19 protein-coding genes are annotated in these 26,226 nt (G+C 62.5%); 11 read left to right on the forward strand and 8 right to left on the reverse strand.

What is annotated here, in order from left to right:
* Positions 1-151 precede the first annotated feature (151 nt).
* The 7 genes from ACYQ8E_RS11290 to ACYQ8E_RS11320 all read left to right on the forward strand — a co-directional run bounded on the left by ACYQ8E_RS11290 (position 152) and on the right by ACYQ8E_RS11320 (position 9,895).
* On the forward strand, positions 152-1,531 hold the full coding sequence (locus ACYQ8E_RS11290) for a sensor histidine kinase (RefSeq protein WP_459861023.1): 1,380 nt from the start codon (positions 152-154) through the stop codon (positions 1,529-1,531).
* A 3-nt stretch (positions 1,532-1,534) separates the two neighbouring features.
* A complete protein-coding gene (locus ACYQ8E_RS11295) occupies positions 1,535-2,287 on the forward strand; it encodes a response regulator (protein WP_459861025.1) in 753 nt (250 codons plus the stop codon).
* Between the two features lie 99 nt (positions 2,288-2,386).
* The gene (locus tag ACYQ8E_RS11300) at positions 2,387-3,115 is read left to right on the forward strand and encodes a FadR/GntR family transcriptional regulator (RefSeq protein WP_459861027.1); all 729 of its coding nucleotides are present in this window, start codon (positions 2,387-2,389) and stop codon (positions 3,113-3,115) included.
* 320 nt (positions 3,116-3,435) lie between these two features.
* Positions 3,436-4,506, forward strand: a complete 1,071-nt coding sequence (locus ACYQ8E_RS11305) for an energy-coupling factor ABC transporter permease (protein ID WP_459861029.1) — start codon at positions 3,436-3,438, stop codon at positions 4,504-4,506.
* A 120-nt stretch (positions 4,507-4,626) separates the two neighbouring features.
* Entirely contained in the window at positions 4,627-5,733 is a 1,107-nt protein-coding gene (locus ACYQ8E_RS11310) for an LbtU family siderophore porin (RefSeq protein WP_459861030.1), read from the forward strand.
* Between the two features lie 314 nt (positions 5,734-6,047).
* Positions 6,048-6,890, forward strand: a complete 843-nt coding sequence (locus tag ACYQ8E_RS11315) for a substrate-binding domain-containing protein (RefSeq protein WP_459861031.1) — start codon at positions 6,048-6,050, stop codon at positions 6,888-6,890.
* Positions 6,891-6,934: 44 nt separating this feature from the next.
* Positions 6,935-9,895 carry a response regulator gene (locus ACYQ8E_RS11320; RefSeq protein WP_459861032.1) on the forward strand — a complete coding sequence of 987 codons (2,961 nt, stop codon included), beginning with the start codon at positions 6,935-6,937 and terminating at the stop codon, positions 9,893-9,895.
* A gap of 79 nt (positions 9,896-9,974) precedes the next feature.
* On the opposite strand, the gene ACYQ8E_RS11325 is transcribed toward ACYQ8E_RS11320, so the two are convergent.
* From ACYQ8E_RS11325 to ACYQ8E_RS11360, 8 genes are all read right to left on the reverse strand, one after another.
* A complete protein-coding gene (locus ACYQ8E_RS11325) occupies positions 9,975-11,282 on the reverse strand; it encodes a (Fe-S)-binding protein (RefSeq protein WP_459861033.1) in 1,308 nt (435 codons plus the stop codon).
* A complete protein-coding gene (locus tag ACYQ8E_RS11330; protein WP_459861034.1) occupies positions 11,269-12,702 on the reverse strand; it encodes an FAD-binding oxidoreductase in 1,434 nt (477 codons plus the stop codon). The genes ACYQ8E_RS11325 and ACYQ8E_RS11330 overlap by 14 nt, the downstream gene beginning before the upstream one ends.
* A gap of 40 nt (positions 12,703-12,742) precedes the next feature.
* Complete coding sequence (locus ACYQ8E_RS11335; protein WP_459861035.1) at positions 12,743-13,252, reverse strand: universal stress protein; 510 nt, start codon at positions 13,250-13,252, stop codon at positions 12,743-12,745.
* Positions 13,253-13,297: 45 nt separating this feature from the next.
* The gene (locus tag ACYQ8E_RS11340; RefSeq protein WP_459861036.1) at positions 13,298-14,641 is read right to left on the reverse strand and encodes a TRAP transporter large permease; all 1,344 of its coding nucleotides are present in this window, start codon (positions 14,639-14,641) and stop codon (positions 13,298-13,300) included.
* Between the two features lie 23 nt (positions 14,642-14,664).
* Positions 14,665-15,162, reverse strand: a complete 498-nt coding sequence (locus ACYQ8E_RS11345) for a TRAP transporter small permease subunit (protein ID WP_459861037.1) — start codon at positions 15,160-15,162, stop codon at positions 14,665-14,667.
* Between the two features lie 79 nt (positions 15,163-15,241).
* Positions 15,242-16,402: a TRAP transporter substrate-binding protein gene (locus ACYQ8E_RS11350; protein WP_459861038.1), complete on the reverse strand. Its 1,161-nt coding sequence runs from the start codon at positions 16,400-16,402 to the stop codon at positions 15,242-15,244.
* A 301-nt stretch (positions 16,403-16,703) separates the two neighbouring features.
* Entirely contained in the window at positions 16,704-17,462 is a 759-nt protein-coding gene (locus ACYQ8E_RS11355; protein WP_066729272.1) for a 3-hydroxybutyrate dehydrogenase, read from the reverse strand.
* A gap of 11 nt (positions 17,463-17,473) precedes the next feature.
* A complete protein-coding gene (locus ACYQ8E_RS11360) occupies positions 17,474-18,838 on the reverse strand; it encodes a 3-oxoacid CoA-transferase subunit B (protein WP_459861039.1) in 1,365 nt (454 codons plus the stop codon).
* A 529-nt stretch (positions 18,839-19,367) separates the two neighbouring features.
* On the opposite strand from ACYQ8E_RS11360, the gene ACYQ8E_RS11365 reads away from it, so the two are divergent.
* The 4 genes from ACYQ8E_RS11365 to ACYQ8E_RS11380 all read left to right on the forward strand — a co-directional run bounded on the left by ACYQ8E_RS11365 (position 19,368) and on the right by ACYQ8E_RS11380 (position 26,163).
* Positions 19,368-20,804 carry a sigma-54 interaction domain-containing protein gene (locus tag ACYQ8E_RS11365; RefSeq protein WP_157471932.1) on the forward strand — a complete coding sequence of 479 codons (1,437 nt, stop codon included), beginning with the start codon at positions 19,368-19,370 and terminating at the stop codon, positions 20,802-20,804.
* 139 nt (positions 20,805-20,943) lie between these two features.
* Positions 20,944-21,504, forward strand: coding sequence for a lactate utilization protein (locus ACYQ8E_RS11370; protein ID WP_066729276.1), 561 nt, complete (start codon positions 20,944-20,946; stop codon positions 21,502-21,504).
* A 52-nt stretch (positions 21,505-21,556) separates the two neighbouring features.
* Positions 21,557-23,713, forward strand: coding sequence for an L-lactate dehydrogenase (quinone) large subunit LdhH (ldhH, locus tag ACYQ8E_RS11375; RefSeq protein ID WP_066729277.1), 2,157 nt, complete (start codon positions 21,557-21,559; stop codon positions 23,711-23,713).
* Between the two features lie 167 nt (positions 23,714-23,880).
* Positions 23,881-26,163, forward strand: coding sequence for a methyl-accepting chemotaxis protein (locus tag ACYQ8E_RS11380; protein ID WP_231875355.1), 2,283 nt, complete (start codon positions 23,881-23,883; stop codon positions 26,161-26,163).
* Positions 26,164-26,226 lie beyond the last annotated feature (63 nt).

The following is a 26,226-nucleotide window of genomic DNA, read 5'->3' on the forward strand; positions in this document are numbered from 1 at the left end:
GCCACAACCGGATGGCGCCCTGACTCGGAATATACGCCGCTGAATTTTCAATCCAAGGCCGAAATCCGCAGAATTTGGGGCCCCACTGTCCAGTATCCGGCTGTGCTAAAGCACAGTGTATTTCCTACTTGCCTGTGGTAGTTATGTCGCTATGCGCCTGGCCCTGAAATATCAGATCATCCTGGCTCCCGCCAGCGTCCTGCTGCTGATGACCCTGCTGCTCGGCTTTCTCCAGTTCAACTACTGGGATCTTTCGGTCAAGCGCCAGGAAGCCCGTCGCCTTGCCACCGTCTTTATCGCCCTGGCCGAAGCCGACCTGGCGACCCAGCGTATGGCGGCAATGGCCAAGCGCCTGCGCGATGAACCGACCATCGACATGCATTCCCTGGAAGAGATGGAAGAACTCTATTTCCATCTGCAGAACGCGGTCGAACGGATCCTTACGCAGGAAGCCCTGAAAGAGTCGAAGGTTTTGACCCTGCGCCAGACGGTTGCCGACCTCAACCCGGAGCAGGGCTTCGATTTCGACCGCATCACCAGCAGCATTTCGCGCCTGCGGCCGGAGATTGCCCAGCTCTCCGAGGCGATCCGCCGCGGCCGTGACAATCTGCGCGATGTCCACAACCAGGACATGGATGAAATGGTGGCGCGCACCACCTTCGTTTCCATTATCGTTCTCGGCACCGCCATCCTGGTCGGTATCTTCCTCTCGCTGGCTCTCGCCCGGCGGATTCTACACCGCATCCAGTTCCTCTCCGACAGCGCCGGCCGCATCGCCCGCGGCGACCTCACCCCCCCCGTGGCACCGGCAGAGACCCACGACGAACTGGACGAGCTCGCCGTCTCGATCAACCGCATGACCGAACGGCTGATCCGGGTCGTCGGCACCGAAAAACTGCTGGAGGGCGCGGAGGAGGAGCGACGGCGCATTGCCATGGATATCCACGACCAGACCCTTTCCGACCTCTCCTCGGTTCTGCGCGGCATTCAGGCCATGAAGGGAGGAAAAGGGGAGGCCGGCGAGGTGACGGCGCTGGAGGAGGATCTGCAACGCGCCATCGCCAACCTGCGCGAGGTCATGGACAACCTCCACCCGCAGACCCTCGACATCCTGGGATTGGGCGCTGCCCTGCAGTCCCACCTCGAACGGCACCTGGGCGGGCCCGAGCTCCCCGAATACCACCTCTACATCTCGCCCCGGGTCGACTCCGCCGAACTCTCCCGCACCGCCCGGCTGACCCTCTACCGGGTCGCCCTGGAAGCGATTCACAACGTCATCCGTCATGCCGGGGCGACCCGCTACGAGGTTGGCCTCGACCGGCGCGACGGGGTACTGGTCCTCTCGGTGGAGGACAATGGACGCGGTTTCGACCCTGCGGCCCCCCTGGCTGCCGGGCACCGCGGCCTTAACAATATCCGTGAACGTGCCAAGACCATTGGCGCCAACATCAGCTGGCAGCCGTCACGCTTTTCGAGCGGAACCCGTTTTGAATTGACATTGCCGGCCCCCCCGGCCCCGGAATCGAGGTGAGCGATGGAATCGTTGAAGATCCTGATTGCAGAAGACAACCCCAAGGATTTCGAGTTTCTTGAGCAGCTTTTGGCCGAATGGAGCGAGCCGTCCCGGATCGACCGCGCGCCCAACGGTATGGTGGCACTGGAGATCGCCGTCAAGCAGGAACAGCCTCTGATCATCAGCGACATCCAGCTGCCGGAGCTCAACGGTATCGAGTTTGCCCGGGCCCTCTGGCAGCAGAAACCGGGAGCGCGCATCGTTTTCTGGAGCCAGTTCAAGGATGAGATGTACGTGCGCGCCCTGGCCCGCATCGTCCCCGCCGAGACGGTCTATGGCTATATTCTCAAGTCGAACACCCGGGAACGGATCGCCTCGGCGATTCGTACCGTGCTGCTTGACGACCAGTGCTGGATCGACCCCGAGGTGCGCAAGGTCCAGGGGATTGCCGGCCACAGCCAGACCGCCCTCTCCGATATCGAGTTCGAGGCGCTGGTCGATATCTCCCTCGGGCTCACCGACAACCTGATTGCCCAGCGCCGCTACCTCTCCCGCCGGGGCGTACAAAGTCGCCTCAACTCCCTCTACAGCAAGCTCGGCCTCGACCAGGAGCAGTTTCACAGCGAGAAGGCCGGCGACGCCTTCAACCTGCGCAACCGCGCGGTTTCCGTCGCCCTGCGCCGCGGCCTGATCAACGCCTTCGAACTGGAGCACGAGGAGGAGGAATTCCAGACCTGGCTCAAGCGCTTCAAGGGAAACAAGGGCGGCCTTTGAGCAAGATCCTTCCCCCCTGAAAATAGCCATCAGATTTCTTGCCGGGGAAGAAATTCTTCTGTACAATGGTCATACCAAGCCGAGGAATGGAGCAAAGGTATGACCATTGTATTTGAGCCGATCCGTCCGAAAAAGATTTCCGAAGAGATTGTCGACCAGATCAAGCAACTGATCGCCCGGGGTGACCTCGGTCCCGGGGAACGCATCCCCTCGGAGCGGGAACTGGCGACCCTGTTGGGGGTGAGCCGCCCCTCGGTGCGCGAAGCGCTGATGGTGCTCGAAGCCATGGGCTTCATCGAATCCCGCCAGGGGGGCGGGACCTTTGTCCGCACTCTGACCGAAACGACCCTCACCAACCCCCTTGCCCGCCTCATGGAGCAGAAGGACCCCCGCCTTTTGCACGCCCTCGCCGAGGTCCGCATGGGCCTGGAAAGCTGGTCGGCCTACCTGGCTGCCCAGCGCGCCGACGAGGGGGAGATTGAACAGCTGCGCAGCATCTACCGAACCATGGAAGAGCAGGCGGCCAACGGTGGCTGGGATGCCGATGTCGACGCCCGCTTTCACTACGCGATCACCGCGGCGACCCACAATACCGTCCAGGTTCACGTCCTCGACACCATCCACACCCTCTTTCACACCACCATCCAGGTCGCCCTGACCGAATTCTACCGGAAATCCGGTTACCTCGAACGGCTCCTCACCCAGCACCGGGAAATCCTCGATGCCATCGCCGCCCGCGAACCGGAGCGGGCGCGCCAGAAGATGCTGGTCCATCTGACCATGGTCGAAGAAAAGCTCGCCCAGTTCCTGGTAGCGCCCACTCCCTGAGCCGGGGGTCACGGATTTTCCATCAGGACGGCGCAGCCTCTCCGGGTACCGGCACTCCCCACAGGGAAAGCAACCCACCGATAGCACGAATTGCAAGGTAGTGCGACGACAATCCGTCGCACTTTTTCCTGCCACAATCGCTTCCGCGTTAACTTTTCGTCACCACCTGTACCGAACCGCCCTTTTCCCTTCGAAAATCCTGGCACACCTCCTGCTAGAGATTCTCCCCGACAGGTCTCGACAAGCGGGACTTTTATTTTGACCGCAGGTGTTACGATTTCTTTCTTCTTGCTACCTGCATATCCCAAGGAGGAAACCCGATGCACATGGCAGACGCCCTGCTCTCCCCTGCCGTCGGCGGCACGCTGTGGGCCGCCACGGCCGGCACCATCGCCTATTGCTCCCGCAAGGTCAAGCAGGACCTGGACGACCGCAAAGTACCCCTGATGGGGGTCCTGGGAGCCTTCATCTTCGCTGCCCAGATGATCAACTTCACCATCCCCGCCACCGGATCAAGCGGTCACCTCGGCGGCGGCATGATCCTCGCCATCCTCCTTGGCCCCTACGCCGCCTTTCTGACCATGGCCTCGGTCCTCACCGTCCAGGCCTTCTTCTTTGCCGACGGCGGCCTGCTGGCGCTCGGTTGCAACATTTTCAATCTCGGCTTCTTCCCCTGCTTCGTCGCCTACCCCCTGATCTATCAGAAAATTGCCGGTGATCGCCCCGGTGAAAAACGGATCTTGCTCGGAGCGGTTGCGGCCGCCCTGGTCGGGCTGCAACTCGGTGCCCTCAGCGTCGTCTTTGAGACCGTCGCTTCCGGCATCTCCGCGCTCCCCTTTACTACTTTCGTCCTTTTGATGCAGCCGGTGCATCTCGCCATCGGGCTCGTCGAGGGACTGGTGACCGCCGCCGTCGTCCTCTTCGTCTGGAAATCCCGCCCGGAAATTCTCGAACTCGCCGGGGAGGCCCATCCCTTTGGCGCCCTCCCGATCCGCAAGGTCCTGGTCGGTCTGCTCGCCACGGCCATCGTCACCGGCGGCGCCCTCTCCTGGTTCGCCTCGGACCATCCCGACGGCCTGGAGTGGGCGATCCAGGGGGTGACCGGCAGCGAAGAACTGGACTCTCCCGAGCACGGCGTTCATGGCTGGCTCGCCGGCCTGCAGGAGCGCCTCGCCTTTTTGCCTGGCTATGGCTTCAAATCCTCGCCGGAGACGCCTGGGCAAACGACGGACACTCCGGCAGAGCGGGAAGCCTGGCCGGCGGTCGATGCCGGGACCAGTGTCTCCGGGCTGGTCGGAGGCACCCTCACGCTCATCCTGGCGGCCATCATCGGCCTGATCCTGAAGCGTCGCGGGCAACCGCCTGCCATAGCCAGCCCCCCAAAGGCTTAGCCCTCGTATCGTCATCGGGGCTTCATGGAGAAGCCCCGCTTTTGGGTGCTTCGGTGCTATTTTTTTTGTCTTTCGTCACACCGGAGCTTGTTCGACATGATCTGCAGGAGGTAGACGAACGTGAAATCAATTTTTACCAGCTTTGCGGTGGCAGCAGTTTTGATGGTTCTGACAAGTGGCACACCGGCACTGGCGGCCCATCCCGACACTCGAGCAGAGATTGACAATCTCAAGCAGCGCATCGAGGCCCTTGAAAACGGACGGAAGACGGAACAGGCCGAGGAACCGCCATTCTCTCTGGCGGCAGCCGGCAGGCAGCTGATTTTCAGCGGCCTGCTCGAACTGGAAGGGAATTACACGAAGGAGGACGGCGGCGACGACCGCAGCGACCTGACCCTTTCCACCCTTCAATTCTCCACCGAGGTGTTCGTCAACGAACAGATCGGCGGCCATGTCATCCTCCTCTACGAAGAGGAGCCGGGCGAGGACGCCCTACGGGTCGACGAGGCGGTCATCGGCCTGCACTGCCCCAAGTCCTTCCTGGGGCAGACCCCCGCATTTTATGGAGGCAGACTCTATCTCCCCTTTGGCAGGTTCAACAGCGCCATGGTCAGTGATCCTCTGACCCTCGAATTGGGAGAAAGCAGCGATAGCGCCGCCGTGTTCGCCCTCGAAGGGGCGTTGCTGAACCTCAGCCTGGGCGTCTTCAACGGTGGCACCGATGCGGCCGGCGCCAAGGATCACATCGATTCGCTGGTCGCGGCGCTGGAGGTAACCCCGCTTGAGAACCTGGCCTTCGGCGTCTCCTGGATCAGTGACCTTGCCGAAAGCGACAATCAGTTGGTCGCCGATCCCATGCTCTACAGCGACAGTGTGCCCGGCGCTGCAGCCTATGTTTCCGCAACCTCCGGGCCGCTGGGCCTCAACGCCGAAATCCTCGGCGCCCTGGCCGATTTCGACACCGCCCTGGTGGGGCTCTCCGATTTGACCGGGAACCGGCCGCTGGCCTGGAATCTTGAGGCCTCCTGGCAGGCAACGGACGACCTGCAGTTTGCTGCTCGTTACGAGCAAGCCCGCGATTTCCAGGACAATGTCAAACGCTATAGCATTTCCGGCTCTTATGGCCTTTTCGCTGATACCGCCCTGGCCCTGGAATACCTGCATGCCAATCCGGACACCGACCCGGACAACGATACCGTGACGGCCCAATTGGCCTGGAAATTCTGACCGCACCGGCCCGGCTGCAATCTATCCTGCCAAATCTGCTAATGTCGCAGGAAGACGAAAGGAGGGCCCCATTGCTGACGGCAATCACCCCCATCGCCGAGCGTTGCCACCAATCACGCCACCTGACGGCGCTCTTTCCCCAACGGCGGGAGGGGCGCCGTTGACTTTTGTCCGCACCCATGGCCATTGAGCCTCGACGCCCCCGACCTGTGCGGTTATACTGACCACTAGTTCCGGTCCCGGCGCCGACGTTGCCGACCGCGGCGGCCGGAAACCTCATCGTCCACCTTCGCAACTGCCAGGGAGGAATATCCATGGTCAGGCGTCTCGCCAATCTGCTGGTTTTGATGCTGGTGGCGGCAGTGGCATCGCCGGCCCTGGCGGGAGGGAGCCTGGTCATTCCGGGCACCGGAGACAGCCAGGAACTCCTGCAGGAGCTTGCCCGGTCTTTCGAAGCATCCCACCCCGGCGCCAAAATCGAAATTCCGGAGAGCATCGGCAGCTCGGGGGGAATAAAGAACGTTATCGCCGGCAATGCGGTTCTCGCCCGGACTGCCCGCCCCCTGAAGGAGAGTGAGCGCCAGGCCGGCCTTGACTACCTCCCCTTTGCCTACTCGCCCATCGTCTTTGCGGCCCACCTCGAAAAGCCCTGCGTGGAAAACCTGAGCAGTGATCAAGTCGTCGGCATCTATTCAGGCGCCATCCGCAACTGGAATCAGCTCGGCGCCTGCCCCGACCATGTCATCTATGTCGCCAACCGGGAACCGGGCGACTCCTCCCGCAGCGCCATCAATGCCTATCTCCCCGCCTTCGCGGCCATCACCGAGCCGGCCGGGGAAACGGTCTATTCCACTCCGGAAACGGTGGGAGTCCTGCAACGCTACCCCCACACCATCGCCTATGCCCCGTTGGCGGCGCTTGCCGACACATCCCTTAGAGTACTGGCGCTCGATGGCCAGGCGCCGACGGCGGTCAACGTGCAGAACGGGAGCTATCCCCTGGTCATCCCCCTGGGGCTGGTGTGGAAAGGGGAGCTCCCCGCCACGGCCCGGCCCTTCGTCGATTTCCTCTTCAGCCCGGAAGGGCAGCGCCTGATTCGCAGCAAGGGCCTGACCCCCGCCAAAGTCGGCAAGGGGCGCCCGGCGGCCGGAGAGTGATTCGCCCCACAAAACCTGACCCTCTACCAAGGACACCGACCCTCATGGGCCAGACCCTGCGAAAGAAGATATTCCTCGCCTATGCCTTGCCGGTCCTGGTCAGCCTGCTGGTCCTGGCCGGCATGTGTTACGGCTTTATCCGGCAATCGATTGACAGCAACCAGCAGGAAAAGCTGGTCATCCTGGCGGCCGATTTCAGCCATCGCATTGAAGCCAAGCTCCAGGATCGCATGGCGATCATGGACCGGGTGGAAACTCTCGACTTCGCTCACAACTTCCGGGAACTGGCCCTCTCCAGTCATTTGGCAAAGTTCGCCCGCCCGCTGCCGGTACTGAGTTATCTCAACCAGCAGGGGGAGGAAGAGGTCAAGGTAGTTCACGGCCGCAAGAATGACCAGCTGCTGAGTTTTGCCACGGAACCCTGGTTCGCTAGAGCGCTGGCACGCAAGAACGAGGTGGTCATCGGCCATATCGGAAACAGCCCCGAGCTCAACCAGCCCTGCCTCACCCTCGCAATTGCCCATTTCAGTTACTTCGGCGACGAGTTCGAGGGGGTCCTGAAGGGAGAAATTCCCCTTGCCGACCTCACCGCCGAGCTCCACAAGCTTGCCCCGGGTCGCAGCGGGCATGGCATTCTGGTCGATGATCGCGGCAGGGTTCTCTTTCCCCACGATCCGCAGCAACCGTTCCGCCCGCTGCAGGGGAATGCTGCACTCCTCGCCCTGCTGGGAGAGGATGCCCCCGCCCACTCCGGCGTTGGCCTGGTGCAGCTTGCCGGCGCTGGCGCGCTGGTGGCGCGTGCCAGCGTCCCGAGCACCGGGTGGTCGGTTTTAGCAGTTCTCCCCTATGCTGAATTCATTTCTCCCTCGCTGAGCCTGGCGGGCTATACCCTCGGCACCCTGCTGCTGGCGCTCGCCCTCGGGCTGCTGCTGGCCCACACCATTGCCCGGCCCCTCGCCCGCAATCTGAGCAAGGTCATCGACCATACCGTCGTGATCGCCGCCGGCACCCTCGACCTTAACCTGGAGATTCACTCGGGAGACGAGCTCGAATCCCTCGCCACCTCCCTCAACCAGATGTCAAGCAGCATCCGGCAGGCACTGGCGGCGCGGGATTCACGGCAGAACATCCTGCAGACCATCATCGACCCCCTGGTCATCCTCGATCACCAATTCGCCCTCCTGGAAGTGAACGCGGCCGCCCGCCACCTGCTGGGGCGGGACCGAAGTGCCTTGGTGGGGGTGCCGATTACCACCTTTCTCGGCGCCTCGACGGCGGAAGGGGAGCTGCTGCTGGCCGAGATCCAGCGCCGCGGCACCCTGCAAAACCGGGAAACCCGGCTGCGTGTTTCCTCCGGGACAACCGTACCGGTGCTCCTCTCCTGTTCGACACCCGATCCGGCCGTCAACCGGGAGATTGGCCTGGTCGCCATCTTCAAGGACATCTCCGCCCTCAAACAGGCGGAAGAAGAACGCCGCCAGGCGCTGCTCTTCGTCGAGACCCTCCTCAATCGGTCGCCGTTGGGCATCCGCGTCTTCGACGGAGTGACCGGCGCCTGCGTCCGCGTCAACCCGGTGGCGGCGGCCATCTCCGGCGGGTCCGAGAACGCCCTCCTTGCCCAGAATTTTCGGGAACTCCAGTCGTGGCATGAGACCGGCCTGAGCGGGGAAGCAGAGGCGGTTCTCGGCGACGGCGTACCGCGCCAGCGGGAAACAAATTTGACAACCTCCTTTGGCAAGACGATGGACGCCCGCTACTTTTTCTCCCGTTTTCTGGTGGAGGGGCACCCCCATCTGCTGGTCATCAGCCAGGACATTTCCGAGGAGAAACGCCTGCTCGATGAGAACCGTCGCATCGAAGAGCAGATGCTGCATGTGCAGAAGCTGGAAAGCCTCGGCGTTCTCGCCGGCGGCATCGCCCATGACTTCAACAACATTCTGATGACGGTGATCGGCAATGCCGACCTGGCACTGATGCGACTCCCCGCAGAATCTCCGGCGGTCAACAATCTTAAGCAGATCGGTGAAGCAGCCGGCAAGGCGGCCGACCTCGCCGGCCAGATGCTCGCCTATTCGGGGCGCGGCAAGTTCGTCATCGAGTCTATCGACCTCAATCGTCTCATCGAAACCATGATGCACATGCTGGAGGTCTCCATCACCAAGAAGGCGGTGCTTCGCTTCGATTTCAGCCAGCAGCTGCCGGCGGTGGAAGGCGATGCGACCCAGTTGCGCCAGGTGATCATGAACCTGGTCATCAACGCCTCCGAGGCGATCGGGGAGCGCAGTGGCGTCATCGCCATATCGACCGGCGCCATGGATTGTGACCACAGCTACCTGCGCGATACCTGGCTCGACGAAGGGCTCGCGGCCGGACTCTATGTCTTCTTCGAGATCGCCGACACCGGCTGCGGCATGGACCAGGAGACGATTCAGCGCATCTTCGATCCCTTTTTCAGCACCAAGTTCACCGGCCGGGGACTGGGGATGGCCGCGGTTCTCGGCATTGTCCGGGGGCACAAAGGGGCGATCAAGGTCTACAGCGAACCGGGACAGGGGACCACCTTCAAGGTCCTGTTGCCGGCCTGCGCCCTGCCGCCGGAGACCGGGCAGGAGGATACTCCCGTCGAGGAATGGCAGGGGTCTGGGCAGGTCCTGCTGGTCGATGATGAAGAGACCGTGCGGGCGGTCGGCAAGATGATGCTGCAGGAACTCGGCTATGAGGTCATCACCGCCGCCGATGGCCGGGAAGCCCTGGAGCTGTTCAAGGCTCACCGGGAGGAGATCGTCCTGGTGCTGATGGACCTGACCATGCCGCACATGGGAGGGGAGGATGCCTTTCGCGAGCTGCGCCGCCTCGACCCGCAGCTCAAGGTCATCATCACCAGCGGCTACAATGAGCAGGAGGTCGCCCTGCGCTTCGTCGGCAAGGGCCTGACCGGGTTCCTGCAAAAACCGTTTCGGCTCGCCGTTCTCCGCGAAACCCTGCGTAGCGTCGGTCCCGGATAAGCAGACAAGCCCCTGGTTCGAACGCTACTTCGCGCAAAGCAAAAGCCCCGTCGAATCGACGGGGCTTTTGCTTTGCCTTCTAATACTCGGGCGTTGCCGCCCCGAGGAATTCCATCAGATGCAGGACCTTCTGCTTGAGGCCGGCCTCCCGGACACCCCAGGCGAGCTGCAGCTGGCAACCGGGGTTGGCCGTAACCAGGATGTCGACGCCGGTCTGGCTGACGTTGTTCAGCTTGCGATCGAGCACCTGCTGACTTTCGCTGGAGAACTTCAATCCCCAGGTGGCGGCCGAGCCGCAGCACCAGCTCGCCTCTGCCATCTCGCGCAGCTCGACCCCGGGGATCTGCCGGAGCAGCTCCCGCGGCTGGCGCGAGATCCCCTGGGCATGACAGAGGTGGCAGGGCTCGTGGTAGGTGACGGATTTGGGGACGGCCGTAAGTCCCTCGGTGCGCAGCCCGACCTCGGCGAGGAATTCGCTCACATCACGGATCTTGGCGCGGAAGGCCGCGAGGCGGTCGTGTTCGGCCCGCCCTGCGAGGAGCTCCTCGTACTCCTTAAGCGACGCGCCGCAACCGGCGCAGTCGGTGACGATGTAATCGACATCCTGCTGCAGGAAGAGCTCGAGATTGAAGAGCGCCAGTTCCCGGGCGGTCTGCCGGTCCCCCTCGGAGAGGTGGGGGGCGCCGCAGCACTTGGTCGCTTTCGGCGTGAGGACGTCGAACCCCTGGTGCGCCAGCACCCGCACCGTCTGGCGGGAAACGCCGGGATACATCAGGGTCATGACGCAGCCGAGGAAGAAGCCGACCCTGCCGCGTTTTTCCCCCCGGGCCGGGATCAATTCAGGCAGCTGCGAACGCAGCGGAGCCTCCAGCTGCGGCAGCATCCCCTCGGCCTTCTCCATCCAGGCCGGGCCGAGCTTCAGGGCCTTCGAATGCCGCACCAGCCACTGGATGCCGAGGCGCTGGTAGAGCCGGGCCGGCAGCATCGACTTCTCCAGCAGGTCGGGATCGGGGAGCATGCGCTGCAGGATAAAGGCGCGAAAGCTCTTGCCGAGATGCGGCGGCGGGAGCTGCTGGTGGGACTGGCTGCGGCAGACCTCCATCACCTCGCCGGCGCGCACCCCGGAGGGGCAGGCGGTGGTACAGGCGCGGCAGTCGAGGCAGAAAAACGCCTCTTCCTTGACCGCTTCGGTAAATTCGAGCTTCTGCTCCGCCACCGCCCGGGCCAGGGCGACGCGCCCCCGCGGGCTGGAACGCTCGCGGCCGGTGAGGGCGAAAGTCGGACAGGTCGGCAGGCAGAAGCCGCAGCGCATGCACTGCAGCACATCCTCGTACTCCGGGGCGTCCTCCGCAGTGAAGTTGCCGAGCTTCTCATCAGTGCGCGACACGGAACCCCTCCTCGATATGGGCCTGGGTGCAGGGGTCGTGTTCGTCGAATATCTTGCCGGGATTGAGAATCCCCGCGGGATCGAAGGCATCCTTGATACGCCGCATCACCTTCACCCCGCCGGCGCCGATCTGGCGGGCGAGATATTCCTTCTTCGCCAGGCCGATGCCGTGCTCACCGGAGACGGTCCCCCCCCAGGCGAGGACCTGGGTGTAGAGGTCATCGTAGAAGGCGTGGGCGCGCGCCATCTCCTCCTGGTTGCGCTCGTCACAGAGAACCGTCGGATGGAGGTTGCCGTCGCCGGCATGACCAAAGGTGCCGACCTTGAGCTGGTATTTTGCGGTCAACCGTTCGATCTCGGCAAAGGTCTCGGCGAGCATCGAGCGCGGCACGGTGGCATCTTCGAGCAGGGTCGTCGGCGAGACCCGGGCGAGGGCCGACAGGGCGGTGCGCCGCGCCGCCGCTAGGCTGGCGGCTTCCTCGGCGTCCTTGGCGACATGGATCTCTGCCGCCTTCACCGCCTTGAGGATCTTCTCGACGCCCGCTGCCTCCTCTTCGACCTGGGCGGGGTGGCCATCGACCTCGATCAGGAGCAGCGCCGCCATCTGCCTGGGCAGGCCGATTTTGACATAATCCTCGACACAGCCGATGGTCGCCCGGTCCATGATCTCCATGGTCGAGGGGATGATCTTGGCGGCGATGATCTTCGATACCGCTTCGCCGGCGGTGCGGATATCGTTGAAGTAGGCGAGAAAGGTGCGCTTGGCCTGCGGTGGCGGGATCAGCTTGACGGTCACCGCGGTGATGATGCCGAGGGTCCCCTCGCTGCCGATCAGCAGGTCCTTGAAAGAGTAACCGGCGACATCCTTGACACTCTTGCCGCCGGTGGTAAGCAGACTGCCGTCGGGAAGGACGCACTGCAGGGCCATGACGTAGTCGCGGGTCACCCCGTACTTGAGGCCGCGCAGGCCGCCGGCATCCTCCATGACGTTGCCGCCGAGGGTGGAAATCTTCTGCGACCCCGGGTCAGGAGGATAGAAGAGTCCCTTGGCGGCGGTCGCGTTGAAGAGGTCGAGGGTGATCACTCCGGCTTCGCAGGTGGCGGTGAGATTCTCCTCGTCGATTTCGAGGATGCGGTTCATCCGGTTCAGGCAGATTACCATCCCCCCCTTGACCGGCACGCTGCCGCCGGAAAGCCCCGTCCCGCTGCCGCGCGGCACGATGGGGAGTCCTTCACGGCAGGCGATCTCCATCGCCGCCAGCACCCCTTCGTTGCTGGTGGGGTAGACCGCCACCTCGGGAAGATGATGAACCCCGGGGGTGGAATCGTAGCCGAGGACCAGCAGGTCCTCCTTCTCAAAGGCAACATTAGCTGTCCCCAGCCGTTGCTGCAGATGTTCAATGGCGGTTTTGGAGATCATCTTTCACCTGTCGCTGGTTGGCCATTTTCGCTGCCGGGCATCAGAAACCCTCTTCCCGGTACCCCTCGGGAATCCGCACCACCAGCACCGGTCGCGTCGCGCTGTGCAGGACCTTGTGCGTCGTGGTGCCGAGCATGGCGTCACCGAGTACCGTATGGCGATGGGAGCCCATGATAATGAGGTCGGCGTTGCACTCCCGGGCCGCAGCGAGGACGACCTGGGCCGGCTGACCCTCCAGGATCAGGATCTCCTTGACCAGGTCACGGCATTCGGGTCGGGCATCACACTCCATGGTACAGAGGCGTTCAATGCGCTCTTTGAGCCGGTCCTTGACCGACTGGCGCGCCTGCCGGTGCATCTGCTCGGCCTGCTCATGGGAGATGTACTGCTCGACCAGGCTCTGGCCAAAGCTGGAGAGGGGCTCGAGGGCATTGACCGCGATAATCCTTGCGCCATACTGGCTCGCCACGCTCAGGGCGTAGCGAAAGACGTAGGGGGCCCCGGGGCCAAGGCCGGTTGCGTACACTATCGTGGAAATTTTCGGCAGCATGCTCTCCTCCCTTGCAGATGAGTGGTGACGTCAAAGATGATCCGGTCAGTTACCGCCAAAAAAGATCGACGGGAGCCAGGTGATGATCTCCGGAAAGGTGACCATGGTGGCCAGGCCCACCAGCTGGATAACGACGAAGGGGATGATCCCCTTGTAGATATCACTCATCGTGTACTCGGGTGGAGCCACCCCTTTGAAGTAAAACAAAGCATACCCGAAGGGAGGTGTCAAAAAGGAGGTTTGCAGATTGACACAGACGAGCATGGCGAACCAGAGGGGGTTGAAATTGAGATCCATGGCGATGGGGGTGAAGATTGGCACCACCACCAGCAGAATCGCCGCCCAATCGATGAACATGCCGAGGAAGAAGACGACCGCCATCATGATTGCCAGGACCACGTAGGGGCTGACATCCATGCCGAGCAGGGCATCGGCGACCACGTCGCCGCCGCCCATGCTGAGGAAGACCACGCTGAAGAGCTTGCCGCCGATAAAGAGCGCCATGATCATCGCCGTGGTGCGGGCCGTGGAGATCGAGGCCTGGGTCAGAACCTCCCAGGTCAGCTTGCGGTTGAAGAAGGCCAGGACCATGGCGCCGACACAACCGAGGGCCGCGGCTTCGGTCGGGGTGGCGACACCGGCGAGGATCGTCCCCATGACGGTCAGGATCAGGCTGAAGGGGGGGACGAAGCTCTTCATGGTCATGGTGAACTTCTGGGCGGCGGTGTGGGTCCGTTCTTCGAGGGGGATCGGCGGGCCGAGCTTGGGGTTGATGGCGCAGCGCACGCCGACATAGAGCATGTAAAGGCTGGAGATCACCAGGCCGGGAATGATGGCCGCGGCGAAGAGATTGCCGACCGAGGTCTCCTTGAGACCGGTCAGGCCGCCATAGACCACCAGCATGATGCTCGGTGGAATCAGGATTCCCAGGGTCCCTGAAGAACAGATGATGCCGGCGGACATGCCGCGGTCGTAGCCGCGACGCAGCAGGGCGGGGCCGGCCATCAGACCCATGGCGACCACCGAGGCGCCGATGATGCCGGTGGTGGCGGCAAAGACCGTCGACACCACGATCACCGCCAGGCCGAGACCGCCGCGCAATCCACCGAGCACGATATAGAGGGCATCGAACAATCCTTCAGAGACCTTGGATCGATCGAGAATTTGCGCCATGAAGATGAAGAGGGGGACTGCCACCAGGGTGTAATTGAGAAAAATCCCCCAGGCGTTGTTGACGAACAGGTCGAAGAGGGCCGGAACATTGAACCCATTATCGATCAGTCCGTAGAGGGTGGCGACTCCGGCCAGCGTCACCGCCAGGGGATGCCCCAGCGCAATGGCCAGCACCAGGGTGCCAAACATGAGGATGGTCAGAATTTCGGGACTCATAATAGCGATTCTCCGGGGGGCCGTTAATCGGATGTGCGCAGGGAACGAAAATCCTGAAGGAGCTTCGCGACCCCCTGCAGGAACCAAAGGATGAAACCGATGGCCATCAGTGTCTTGTAGGGATAGATCGCCGGCGCCCAGGAGGAGGAAGCGTTCTCCCACTGGCTCCAGGAAGTCGCTGCATACTTGACCGACCAGATCGCCAGCAGGCCGATGGTGGGGATAAAGATCACCAGGTTGGAAACGATGCGCAGCAGGGTGCGGGGCCGCTGGGACAGCCGCGCCTCGAAGACATCGATGGCGACGTGACCGTCATACTTGTGGGCATAGGCCAGCGCCAGCATGAAATGAACGCCGTAAATAAAGGTCGTCATCTCGAAGGCCCAGGAGGTCGGCGCATCGAAGACATAGCGCATGAAGACTTCGTAAACGACGACCCCGACCAGGGGCAAAATAAGGTAGGCGCTGTAGGCGCCGACCTTTTCGTTCAGGGCATCAATGGCCCGGGAAATACTTTGCATAATCTGCCTCTTTCCGAATCGCGGGAGGAGCCCGCTGGGAAGTCGGCAGGGGCCGGGTGGCCCCCGCCGATGCCGGCAATTACTGGGTCCGTTTTCCGTTGATATAGTCTTCGATCGGCCAGGGGGTCAGGCCGCTGCGGATCTCGCGCCAGTCGGCAAAATCCTTCTTGAACTGCTCCTGAGAGTCGAGGGTTTTCTTGACGTCGGGGTACTTCCCTTTGAGCTCGTCCAGGTATTCCTTGGTGCGCTTGGCGAAGGAAGTGATGGCGGCATCATCCATCTTGACGAATTCAACCTTCTGCTTGAACAGCTTGATTGCATCGATGTTGAGGTTCTCCTGCCAGGCGCTCGACCAGAGCTGGGTCTCCTTGGCCGCGATATCGATAATCCACTTCAGGTCATCGGGCAGCTTATTGTAGGCGTCCTTGTTGATGAAAAAGGCGCACTGTACCGAGGGCTGATGCACGCCCGGTTCGATGACGTACTTGGTGATCTCGTCAAATCCCATCGGGTAGTTGATTGCCGGGGTGGAGAATTCGGCGGCATCGATGACCCCTCGCTCCAGGGCGAGGTAGACCTCACCGCCCGGCAGCGGGGTAACCGACGCGCCGAGAGAGTTCATGATATCCATGTACCACCCCGGGGTGCGGACGCGCATCCCCTTGAAGTCAGCCATCTTGCTAGCTTTCTTGTTGGAGAAGAAGCCCATTTCCTGGCCGCCGTTGCCACCCGGCAGGGCGTAGAGGTTGTAACGGCCGTAGAGCTCCTGCATCTGTTCGAGACCGCCACGCTCATAAAGCCAGATGTTGTAGCCCTCGGTATCGAGGCCGAAGGGGACGGAAGCGAAGGAGACAAAGTTCTCATTCTTCCCTTTCCAGTAGCCGGGCCAGTCGTGACCGATTTCGGCCGACCCCTTGGAGACGGCATCAAAACTCTCCATGGCACCTACCAGTTCCCCGGCCGAGAAGAGTTTGATATCGAGGCGCCCGCCGGAGGCGAGCTTGACCGAGTCGGCAAAATGCTGGGCCATGTCGTAGAAAAGCAGCCCCTTGCTCCAGGGCATGACCATTTTCCAGCGGAACTCTTCCTTGCTCGTCTTGATGGTGCGCAGCTCTTTCTTCACTTCCTCATGCCGCTTGTCGGCGCCGAACTTCTCACGCTTTTCCGCTGAAAACGCCTGCGGAGCGAAGGCCAGCGTCAACGCCAGCGTCAAGCCGATCAACAACCTGATCTTTTTCATGATTTTTCCTCCTCATCGTGCTTGGGGTTAAGGCTACCGGCAGCTCTAAGGCCACCCTGCCCTTTCGGCATCGTTCCCGGCCTTTCTGGCCAATTCAACTAAAGGACAAACCTAAAATTGGTAAGACCATGGCGTTAAAATTACCGCCTGTCCTTTTCGGCGTCAAGGAAAAACAAACGTCGTTTTTAATTTTTTGTCCCCCGCCTTCCTGCGGCGGCCTAGGCAATCAGCCTCCGGGCCGCTATTTTCAGGACTTTGCCCCGCCGCCGGCGGAAAAATCGAGGTTGCCGGCCGGGGATCGCTAGGTCGCCGTCCAGCCACAGTCCATGGTGATCATCGAACCGGTGAAACAGGCTGCCTTCTCGGAGCAGAGATATAGGACCAGATCGCCGATTTCGGAGGGCTCGATCAGGCGCTTGATCGCGGCATTCTTCAGCATGATGGTTTCGACCACCTGCTCCGGCGAGAGGTTGTGGACCCTGGCCTGGTCGGCGATCTGGTTGTCGACCAGCGGAGTTCGGACGTAGGCGGGGCAGATGGAATTGACGGTGATGCCAAAGGCCCCCCCCTCCAGCGCGGTCGTCTTGGTCAGCCCCGAGACGCCGTGCTTGGCCGCAATGTAGGCACTCTTGAAGGGGGAGGCGACCAGGCCGTGCACCGAATTGATATGGATGATCCGACCCCAGCCGTTCTTTTTCATCGACGGCCAGGCATAGCGGGTGAGCAGAAAAGGGGCGGTGAGCATCAGGGCGATCATGAAATCCCACTTCTCTTCAGGGAAATCTTCGACCGGTGAAACGTGCTGGATGCCGGCATTGCTGATCACAATATCGACACGGCCGAACCTCTCCATTGCCGCCTCGACCAGTTTTTTACAGTCCTCCCGCCGCGAAAGGTCGGTCCTGACAAAGAGTCCGCCGAGCTTTTCCGCCGCGGCCACCCCTTTTTCCTCATTGATATCGGCCAGAACGACCAGGTTGTCAGCTGCGGCCAGCGACTCGGCCACCGCCAGGCCGATGCCGCTGGCGGCGCCGGTCACAAGGGCAATCTTTCCAGGCATGACTCTTCTCCTTACCACTGTTTGAGATTGTTCGTGACGGCGAAGGGGCAGCCGGTTTTTTCCCGGACCATCTCCAGCGTCGCTCCCGGTGCAAGTTCCAGCAGGGTCATGCCGCGACCGCGTTCGATGCTGAAGACCGCCAGATCGGTCACCACCATGTCGACCACCTGCTTGCCGGTCAACGGCAGGGTGCAGGTCGTCATCAGCTTGGAAGAACCATCCTTGGCGCAGTGGTCCATCATGACGATGATCTTTTTCACCCCCGAGACGAGGTCCATCGCTCCCCCCGGGCCCTTGACCATGGCGCCGGGAATCATCCAGTTGGCGAGGTCACCGGTCGCGGTGACCTGCATCGCCCCCAGCACCGAGAGATCGATGTGGCCGCCACGGACCATGGCGAAGGACTCGGCGCTGTCGAAAAAGGCGGCGCCGGGGAGCCAGGTGACGGTCTGCTTGCCGGCGTTGATCAAATCGGGATCTTCCTGCCCTTCCACCGGGAAGGGGCCGACGCCGAGCAGCCCGTTTTCGGCGTGGAGGGTGATATTGATCTGCTCCGGGATGTAGTTGGCGACCAGCGTCGGCATGCCGATACCGAGGTTGGCATACATGCCGTCGCTGAACTCCTGGCTGATGCGCCTGGCCTGCCACTCGCGAATCGGCGTGAACCCCTTGATTGTGGTTTTTCCCGCCAGGGTGCGTTGCTCGATCGGCTTCTCGTAGCGGGCGCCGATCAGGATGCGATCGACGTAATTGCCGGGAAGGTGGATCTGGTGCGGGTCGAGCTCGCCGACCTCGACCAGTTCCTCGACCTCGGCAACACAGACCCGACCGGCCCGGGCGCAGGCCGGATTGAAATTTCGCGCCGTGTAGCGAAAGACCAGGTTCCCCGCCCGGTCGGCCTTCCAGGCCTTGACGATCGCGAGGTCGGCGACGATGCTCTCTTCGAGCACGTACTCCCTGCCGCCGAAGCTCTGGATCGTTTTCCCCTCGGCGAGGACGGTGCCATAACCGGTGCGGGTGAAAAATGCCGGGATGCCGGCACCACCGGCACGCAGTTTCTCGGCCAGGGTCCCCTGCGGGGTCAGCTCCAGCTCCAGCTCGCCGCTCAGAAACTGCTTCTCGAAGAGGGCGTTCTCGCCGACGTAGGAGGAGATCATCTTCCTGATCTGGCGGGTCTGCAGCAACAGGCCGAGGCCGAAGTTGTCGACCCCGGCGTTGTTGCTGACCACGGTCAGCCCCTTCACCCCCGAATCGCGCAGGGCGAGAATAAGGTTTTCGGGAATGCCGCAGAGGCCGAAACCGCCGGCGGCAATCGTCTGGTTGTCGCGAACCACCCCCTTCAGGGCTTCCCTCGCATCGGAAAAGATCGGTTTCATGGTCGGTCCTGCCTCCTTCGGGTGAATGCCGCTTTTTCCGCCCAATGCCTGGTCTTCCGGGACGGCGTCTGCGCACCTGCAACGGGTGCTAACGGCGGGTTGCACATCGGAAAAATTTGAAAAACGATGTTTTACTCATACTGACAGCCTAGAGCAACGGGTGTGCCATGGTTGCTAAACTTGGCAGGTGAGAAATCGACTGGCAAACTTATTACTGTAATTTCGATTAGTTGGGGACTGCTTTTGCGGATGCATCCGGCGCCGCCCGGGCTTTTCCTTGTTGCTCGGTGACGACAGGTGTCTCCCTTTGACTACACCTGCAGCGATGAGGTATTCTCACTGGAAACAAATGTCGTTCATTTTTTCTGTTCGGGCGGCACCCTCCCCAGAGAGGGCAAATCCGGGCGGCAAGAGCTATCGGCGGCGAGTTCGGCGATCGCCATGAAGCCACGGCAGCGTAGCAGTTTGAGCCAGGTGTCCCCAAACGGCTACATGTAGGTTAATAGCTACGACTATCCAGGAGCAGGCGATGAATAAATCCGTGGAGAAGATGATGACCGGGAGCCCAGCCTCCCCCCCGCCCGCGGAGGAGCTGGCGACACTTCGGGCGCGGCTGAAACTGGCCGAGCTGGTCTTCGATCATATTGAAAAGGGGGCCATTGTCACCGACGCGAAGGGGCGCATCCTCTACTTCAACCGGCCCTATGCGCGCTTTCTCGGTGTCGACCCTGAGGCGATGGTCGGCCGGCACGTGACTGAAGTGCTGGAGAGCAGCCGCATGCATATCGTCGCCGAAACCGGCAAGGCCGAGGTCAATGAACTCTTTACCTCCAAGGGGCGCGACATGGTGGTGCAGCGGATCCCCATCTTCGAAGAGGGGAAGGTCGTCGCCGTTTTCGGGCAATTGATGTTTCAGCAGGTGGGCGATGTCGGCCGCCTCGCCAGCAAACTCAGCATGCTCGAGTCGAAGTTGAAATTGTACGAAGAGGAGCTGACCTCCCTGCGCGCCTCCCGCTATGGTTTCGAAAATATCCACGGGGCCAGCCCCCGGCTCGTTGCCCTCAAGGAGGAGGCGCGCAAGGCCGCCGCCACCGACCTGCCGGTCCTGATTACCGGCGAATCGGGAACCGGCAAAGAACTCTTCGCCCAGGCGATTCACCAGGCGAGCCCCCGGCGCCGGCAACCGGCAATTCACCTCAACTGCGCCGCCATCCCCCGGGAACTTTTCGAGGCCGAACTGTTCGGTTATTCCAAAGGCGCCTTCACCGGCGCCAACCCGGGCGGGAAACCGGGCAAACTGGAACTGGCGCACGGCGGCACCCTCTTCCTGGATGAAATCGGGGAAATGCCCCTGGAACTGCAGCCCAAACTGCTGCGGGTCCTGGAGGAGAAGATGTTCGAGCGGGTCGGCGGCACCCAGGTCATCAAGAGCGATTTCCGGATCATCGCCGCGACCAACCGGGATTTGAAGGAAATGGTCAAACAGAAACGCTTCCGGGAGGATCTCTTTTACCGGCTCAATGTCGTCGCCCTCGAGGTGCCGCCACTGCGGGAACGGCCCGAGGACATCATCCCCCTGGCCCGCCACCTGCTCGACCGCATTGCCGAAAACGATCCTGGCTCCCGCTTTCAATTGACCACCCAAGCCGAAGCGGTTCTGACCAGCTATCCCTGGCCCGGCAACATCCGCGAGCTGCTCAACGTCCTGGAGCGAACCGCTTTTACTACCGAAGGGGACCGTATCGATGCCTGCGACCTCCCCTTCTTCCTCAATCGTTCCGTCCCCCTCCCCTCTGCCAGCGGCCCCTGGGGTCTCGGTGAAGTCCTGGCCGAGGCGGAACGACAGGCTCTGCGCCGAGCCCTGGAGGTGACCGGGAACAACAAGGCCAAGGCGGCCAGGCTGCTCGGCATTCACCGCACCGTCCTCTACAAGAAGATGGCCAAGTACCGGATCCCGGCGCGCTGAAATCCCCCTGGCGCCCGCGGCTGGGTTGCCATCTGGAGGAAACAATGTTCTGGCCTGGACGATTTTTGACTTGCACCGGGAGGGGAGGCTGTAATAAGGTAAATTGGTAAGACCATTAAATCAAATTGCGAGGCAGACCATGGCGAAGGCGAATCTCAGCAAGACGTTCACTGCGGCGGCCGAAGCGGTCGGGGCCCGGGTCCTGGCATTCGACACCATCGACCCGGCCCTGGAGTTCATCGCGGCCCAGGCCGCCGGAACCATCGTCGTACCGGACTTCCCCTCCGGTGAGCGGATGCAGTTGGCCGGTCGGCTGCGGGGACTGGGCCTGGAACTGGCGGGAAGCGGACGCACGGCGGCAGAGGCCGCTGCCGCCGGCGTGACCGGCGCCAACTTCGCGCTGGCGGCCACCGGCACCGTCGTCCTGGAAAGCACTGCGGAGGAAGTACGCCTGGCCACCACCCTGCCGGAGCGTCATTTCGTCCTCCTCGACCCCGCCAAGATCATCGCGGATGATTTCGCAGCCGTACCGCATCTGCGTGAGCTTCATCGACGTCAACCCCGCAACTACCTGGCCTACATCACCGGCCCGAGCCGCACCGCCGATATCGAGCGAGTGCTGACCATCGGTGTGCACGGCCCGCGGGAATTGCACATCCTGCTGGTGCCGGGTTTGTCGAGCGACGTTCTTGAGCTTTAGAAAAGAGGATAGGTCGTATCGGACCCGTAGGACCTATGAGGAGAACCTATACATGAGTAAGGCTCGCAGCAGACAATACAAGGCCCGCATCGACGCGGCCCTGGCGACACCGAAACTGCAGGACGCGCTGCACCGCTTCGGCGATGCCTATGTCATCTCCCGGGAGAAAGCTTTTGCCGGCCTCGATTTTGAAGCCCTGCGCAAGGAGATCGCCCGGATCAAGGACGAGGTGCGCAGCAATCACCAGCATTACCTCGACGAGTTCACCCGCAACGCCGAGGCGGCCGGCGCCACCGTCTTTCTCGCCAAGACCGCCGCCGATGCGAATGCCTACGTTGCCGACCTCGCCCGCCAGCGCGGTGTGAGCCTGGCGGTCAAGAGCAAGAGCATGGCCAGCGAGGAGACCCACCTCAACCGGGCCCTGGCTGAAACCGGGGTGAAGGCGCTCGAAACCGACCTCGGCGAATGGATCATTCAGCTCGCCGGCCAGCGGCCGAGCCACATGGTGATGCCGGCGATTCACATGTTTCGCGACGAGGTCGCCGAACTCTTTTCCAAGGTGACCGGCGAAAAAGAGTCCGACGACATCGAGCACCTGGTCCAGGTCGCCCGCAAACAGCTGCGCCAGGGCTACCTCGACGCCGACATGGGGATCTCCGGAGCCAACGTGGCGATCGCCGAGACCGGCGGCATCGCTCTGGTCACCAACGAGGGGAACGCCAGGCTCGCCACCACCCTGCCCAAGATCCACGTCGCCCTGGTCGGCATCGAAAAGCTGGTGCCGACCCTCGAGGACGCGGCCACCGTCATCCGGGTGCTGCCCAAAAACGCCACCGGCCAGCTGCTGACCTCCTATATCACCTGGATCCGTGGCGCCGTCCCCTGCGGCGAAACCGACAAGGAGCTGCACATCGTCCTGCTCGACAACGGTCGCAGCGCTCTGGCCGAATCGCCCCACTGCCGGGACGCGCTGCGCTGCATCAAATGCGGCGCCTGCGCAAATGTCTGCCCGGTCTACCAGACCGTCGGCGGCCACGTCTTCGGCCACATTTACATCAGCGCCATCGGCATCATCCTCACCGCCTTCTTCCATGGCCTCGACAATGCGGCCGAACTGGTGCGCGCCTGCATCGGCTGCCGCGCTTGTGTCGCCGTCTGTCCGGCCGACATCGACCTGGAAGGGATCATCCTCCACCTGCGGGAGACCCTCGGCGAGGAAGAGGGGATCGGCGCCGGCAAATCGATCGTCTTCAAAAACGTGCTGCGCAACCGCAGGCTCTTCCACTCACTGCTGCGCGCCGCCAGCCTGCTGCAAAAACCGGTCACCCGCGGCGAGCGCACCATCCGCCACCTCCCCCTCTTCTTCTCCGGCCTGACCGAGTGGCGCAGTTTGCCGGCAGTGGCGGACAAACCGTTGCGCGACCTCTGGGCCAGGATTCCGCAGGAGGTCGCCAAGCCTCGCTACCGGGTCGCCTTCTTCGCCGGCTGCCTCAATGATTTTGTCTACCCGGAACTCGGCGGCGACCTGGTGACCGTCCTCAACCGTCTCGGCGTTACCGTCAGCTTCCCGGAGAAGCAGAACTGCTGCGGAGTGCCGGCGCTCTATTCGGGGGACAAGGAGACCGCGGTGGAACTGGCGCGGCAGAATGTCGCCGCCATGCTCGAAGACGATCCCGACTTCGTCCTGACCACCTGCCCGACCTGCACCATGGCACTGCAGCGCGATTTTGTCGACCACCTCCGGGACAACCCGGTCTGGGCGGAAAAGGCGGAGCGGCTCGCCGCCATCACCATGGATGTCTCCCGCTTCATCGTCGAGAAGCTCGATGCCGGGCCTCCCCTCGGCGGTCTCGCCGACCCTGAAAAGGTCACCTACCATGACTCCTGCCACCTCAAACGGGGCGCCGGTGTCTGGAAGGAACCGCGCCAGCTGCTGACCGATTCCGGCCGCGAGCTGGTGGAAATGGCCCACGCCGACCGCTGCTGCGGCTTTGGCGGCTCCTACTCCTTCTCCAGCCATCCCGATATCGCCCGGCGCATCCTCGAAGACAAGCTTGCCGACATCGAAAAGAGCGGCGCCACCTGCGTCGCCATGGATTGCCCCGGCTGCCTGCTGCAGATCCGTGGTGGCCTCGACAAGCGCGGCACCCCGATCCGGGCCGTCCACACCATCGAACTGCTCGCGGAGACCCTTCACGAGCGGAAGTAGCACCCTCTCTCCCTGTTCTTGCCCCGGCTTGATCGCCGGGGCATTTTTTTTCTTTTTGTGATTCAAATAAAACGCTATATTGGTGAATAAAACATGCTCGGTTCCGGAACCAGCAGGCCTCCTTCATCGGGGCGCCAGCGGGACGCGCCAGCTTCGGGAGGCAAATGATGAACCGCATATTCCGCTGGATTTCCAGCCTGGTCGGGCTCAAGATCGCGACCGCCCTGTTCATCATCCTCTCCCTGATCATGGCGGTCGCCACCTTTTTGCTGGTGACCAACCGCAGCGAGGCCCTGCGCCAGCAGATGACCCTGCGCGCCAGGGCGATGACCGTGCTTGGCGCCCGCAGCATGTCGGTGGTGCTGGAACAGGCCCTGCGCGACGGCACCTTCAGCGCCGAACAACTTTTCGACACCGACTACCGGCCGATCACCAGCGGTCCCCTCGCCAGCAGCGCCCTGCCCAAGTTCCACACCGCCTACGACAGCTTCCTCGACGAACGCATCCAGCCCCTGGAAGATACCGTCCTCGAACAGGATGAGTCGGTTCTCTTTGCGGTACTGGTCGATCGCAACGGCTACCTTCCCACTCACAACTCCCGCTATTCCCGGGCCCTGACCGGCGACCCGGAGCAGGACCGGGCCGGCAACCGCACCAAGCAGATCTTCGCCGATCCGGTTGGGCTGGCCGCTGCCCGCTACCAGGGTGCTGACGGCGACCAGGTGTTGCGCCAGGAATACCACCGCGACACCGGCGAACTGGTCTGGGACTTCGCCGCCCCGGTCACGGTCCAGGGGCAACACTGGGGCGCGTTTCGCGTTGGCTTCTCCATCGCCCGGATGGAGCAGGAGGTCACCCAACTGCGCAACACCCTGCTGCTGGCGGTCGGGGTAATCCAGGCCATAATCTTTTTTTCCCTCTGGTTCGTGCTGACCTATTTTGTGCGGCCACTGAAGCGTCTTACCGAAGTCGCCGAGCGTCTCGCCAACGGCCAGCTCGATCAGCAGATCGTCATCGAAACCCGGGACGAGATCGGCCAGCTCGGCCAGGCCTTCAACCGCATGACCCAGGTGATCTTCAAGGACCTGGAAATGGAGGTCGAAAAGAGCGGACACCTGGTGGTCGGTGTCAAGGAAACGATCCAGCAGCTCTCCTCCAGCGCCAACCAGCTGATGGCGATTTCCGCGCAGCAGGCGGCCGGCTCCAACCAGCAGGCCTCTGCCGTTCAGGAGGCGACGACGACCGCCGCCGAAATCGCCACCACCGCCCGTCAGGTGGCGGACAGCGCGTTGCGGGTCGAAGAGTTTGCCGTGCAATCGGGGCAGGCCGGCGATGAAGGGATGGTAGCGGTCGAGAGTGCTGTCGCCGGCATGCGCGAGCTCAAGGAACAGGTGCAATCGATCGCCGAGGCGATGCTCGAGCTGACCGAGAACTCGGAGAAAATCGGCGGCATTGTCAATCTGATCGACGACATCTCCGACCAGACCAACCTGCTCGCCCTCAACGCCGCCATCGAGGCGGCCGGAGCCGGCGAAGCCGGCAAGCGTTTCACCATCGTCGCCAACGAAGTCAAGCGCCTCGCCCAGCGTACCGTCGTCGCCACGGGGCAGATCAAGGCGCTGGTCACGGCCAGCCAGCAGGCCACCCGGGAGACGACCCGGCTGAGCCATGCCGGAAGCACGAGCGTCGATGAGGCGAGTCGCCTGGTGACCCGCATTGCCGAAAAACTGGCAAAGATTCTCGCCATGGTCAAGGAGACCACTGGTGCCGCCCGGGAGATCAAGCTCTCCACCCAGCAGCAGACCACGGCCAGCGACCAGATGGCCGAGACCATCACCGAGGTACGGGATGTGGCGACCCAGGTTGCAGCCAGCGCCGACGAGATGTCCCTGGCAATCAGCGACCTCACCGCCCTCGCCGAGCAGCTGCGCAACACTCTTGAAGCCGGTCTGCAAGAGAAGGGGAAGGTCAAGGCGGCCAACGGAGCACGGATGATGGAGACTGTCCTCGAGGACGCCCTGCGCCGCGGTCTCTTTTCGCCCGAGGAGCTTTTTGACGAAAACTATCGGCCGATTCCCGACACCAACCCGCAGAAATACCACACCTGTTACGACCGGTTCCTTGACGCGAACATTCGTGCCCAGGAGGATAGCTTCCTCGCCGATCCCCAGGTCGTCTTTGCGGTCCTTGCCGACCGCAACGGCTATATCCCGACCCACAACAGCCGCTATACCCAGCCATTGACCGGCGACCTCCAGCAGGACCGCCTTCACAACCGGACCAAACGGCTCTTTAACGACCCGGTCGGCCTGGCTGCCGCCCGCAACAACGGCGAGATCCTGATTCAAACCTATCATCGCGATACCGGGGAGAAGATGTGGGACATCTCGGCGCCGGTGACAGTCGCGGGACGCCACTGGGGTGCTTTCCGCATCGGCTACACCATCTAGCGCTGCGTCTCTTCCAGTCCGCCCCTGTTGGCCGCCCCTTGGCAACGCCCCCGTCCCTGTGGC

The organism is Desulfuromonas carbonis (assembly GCF_054658035.1).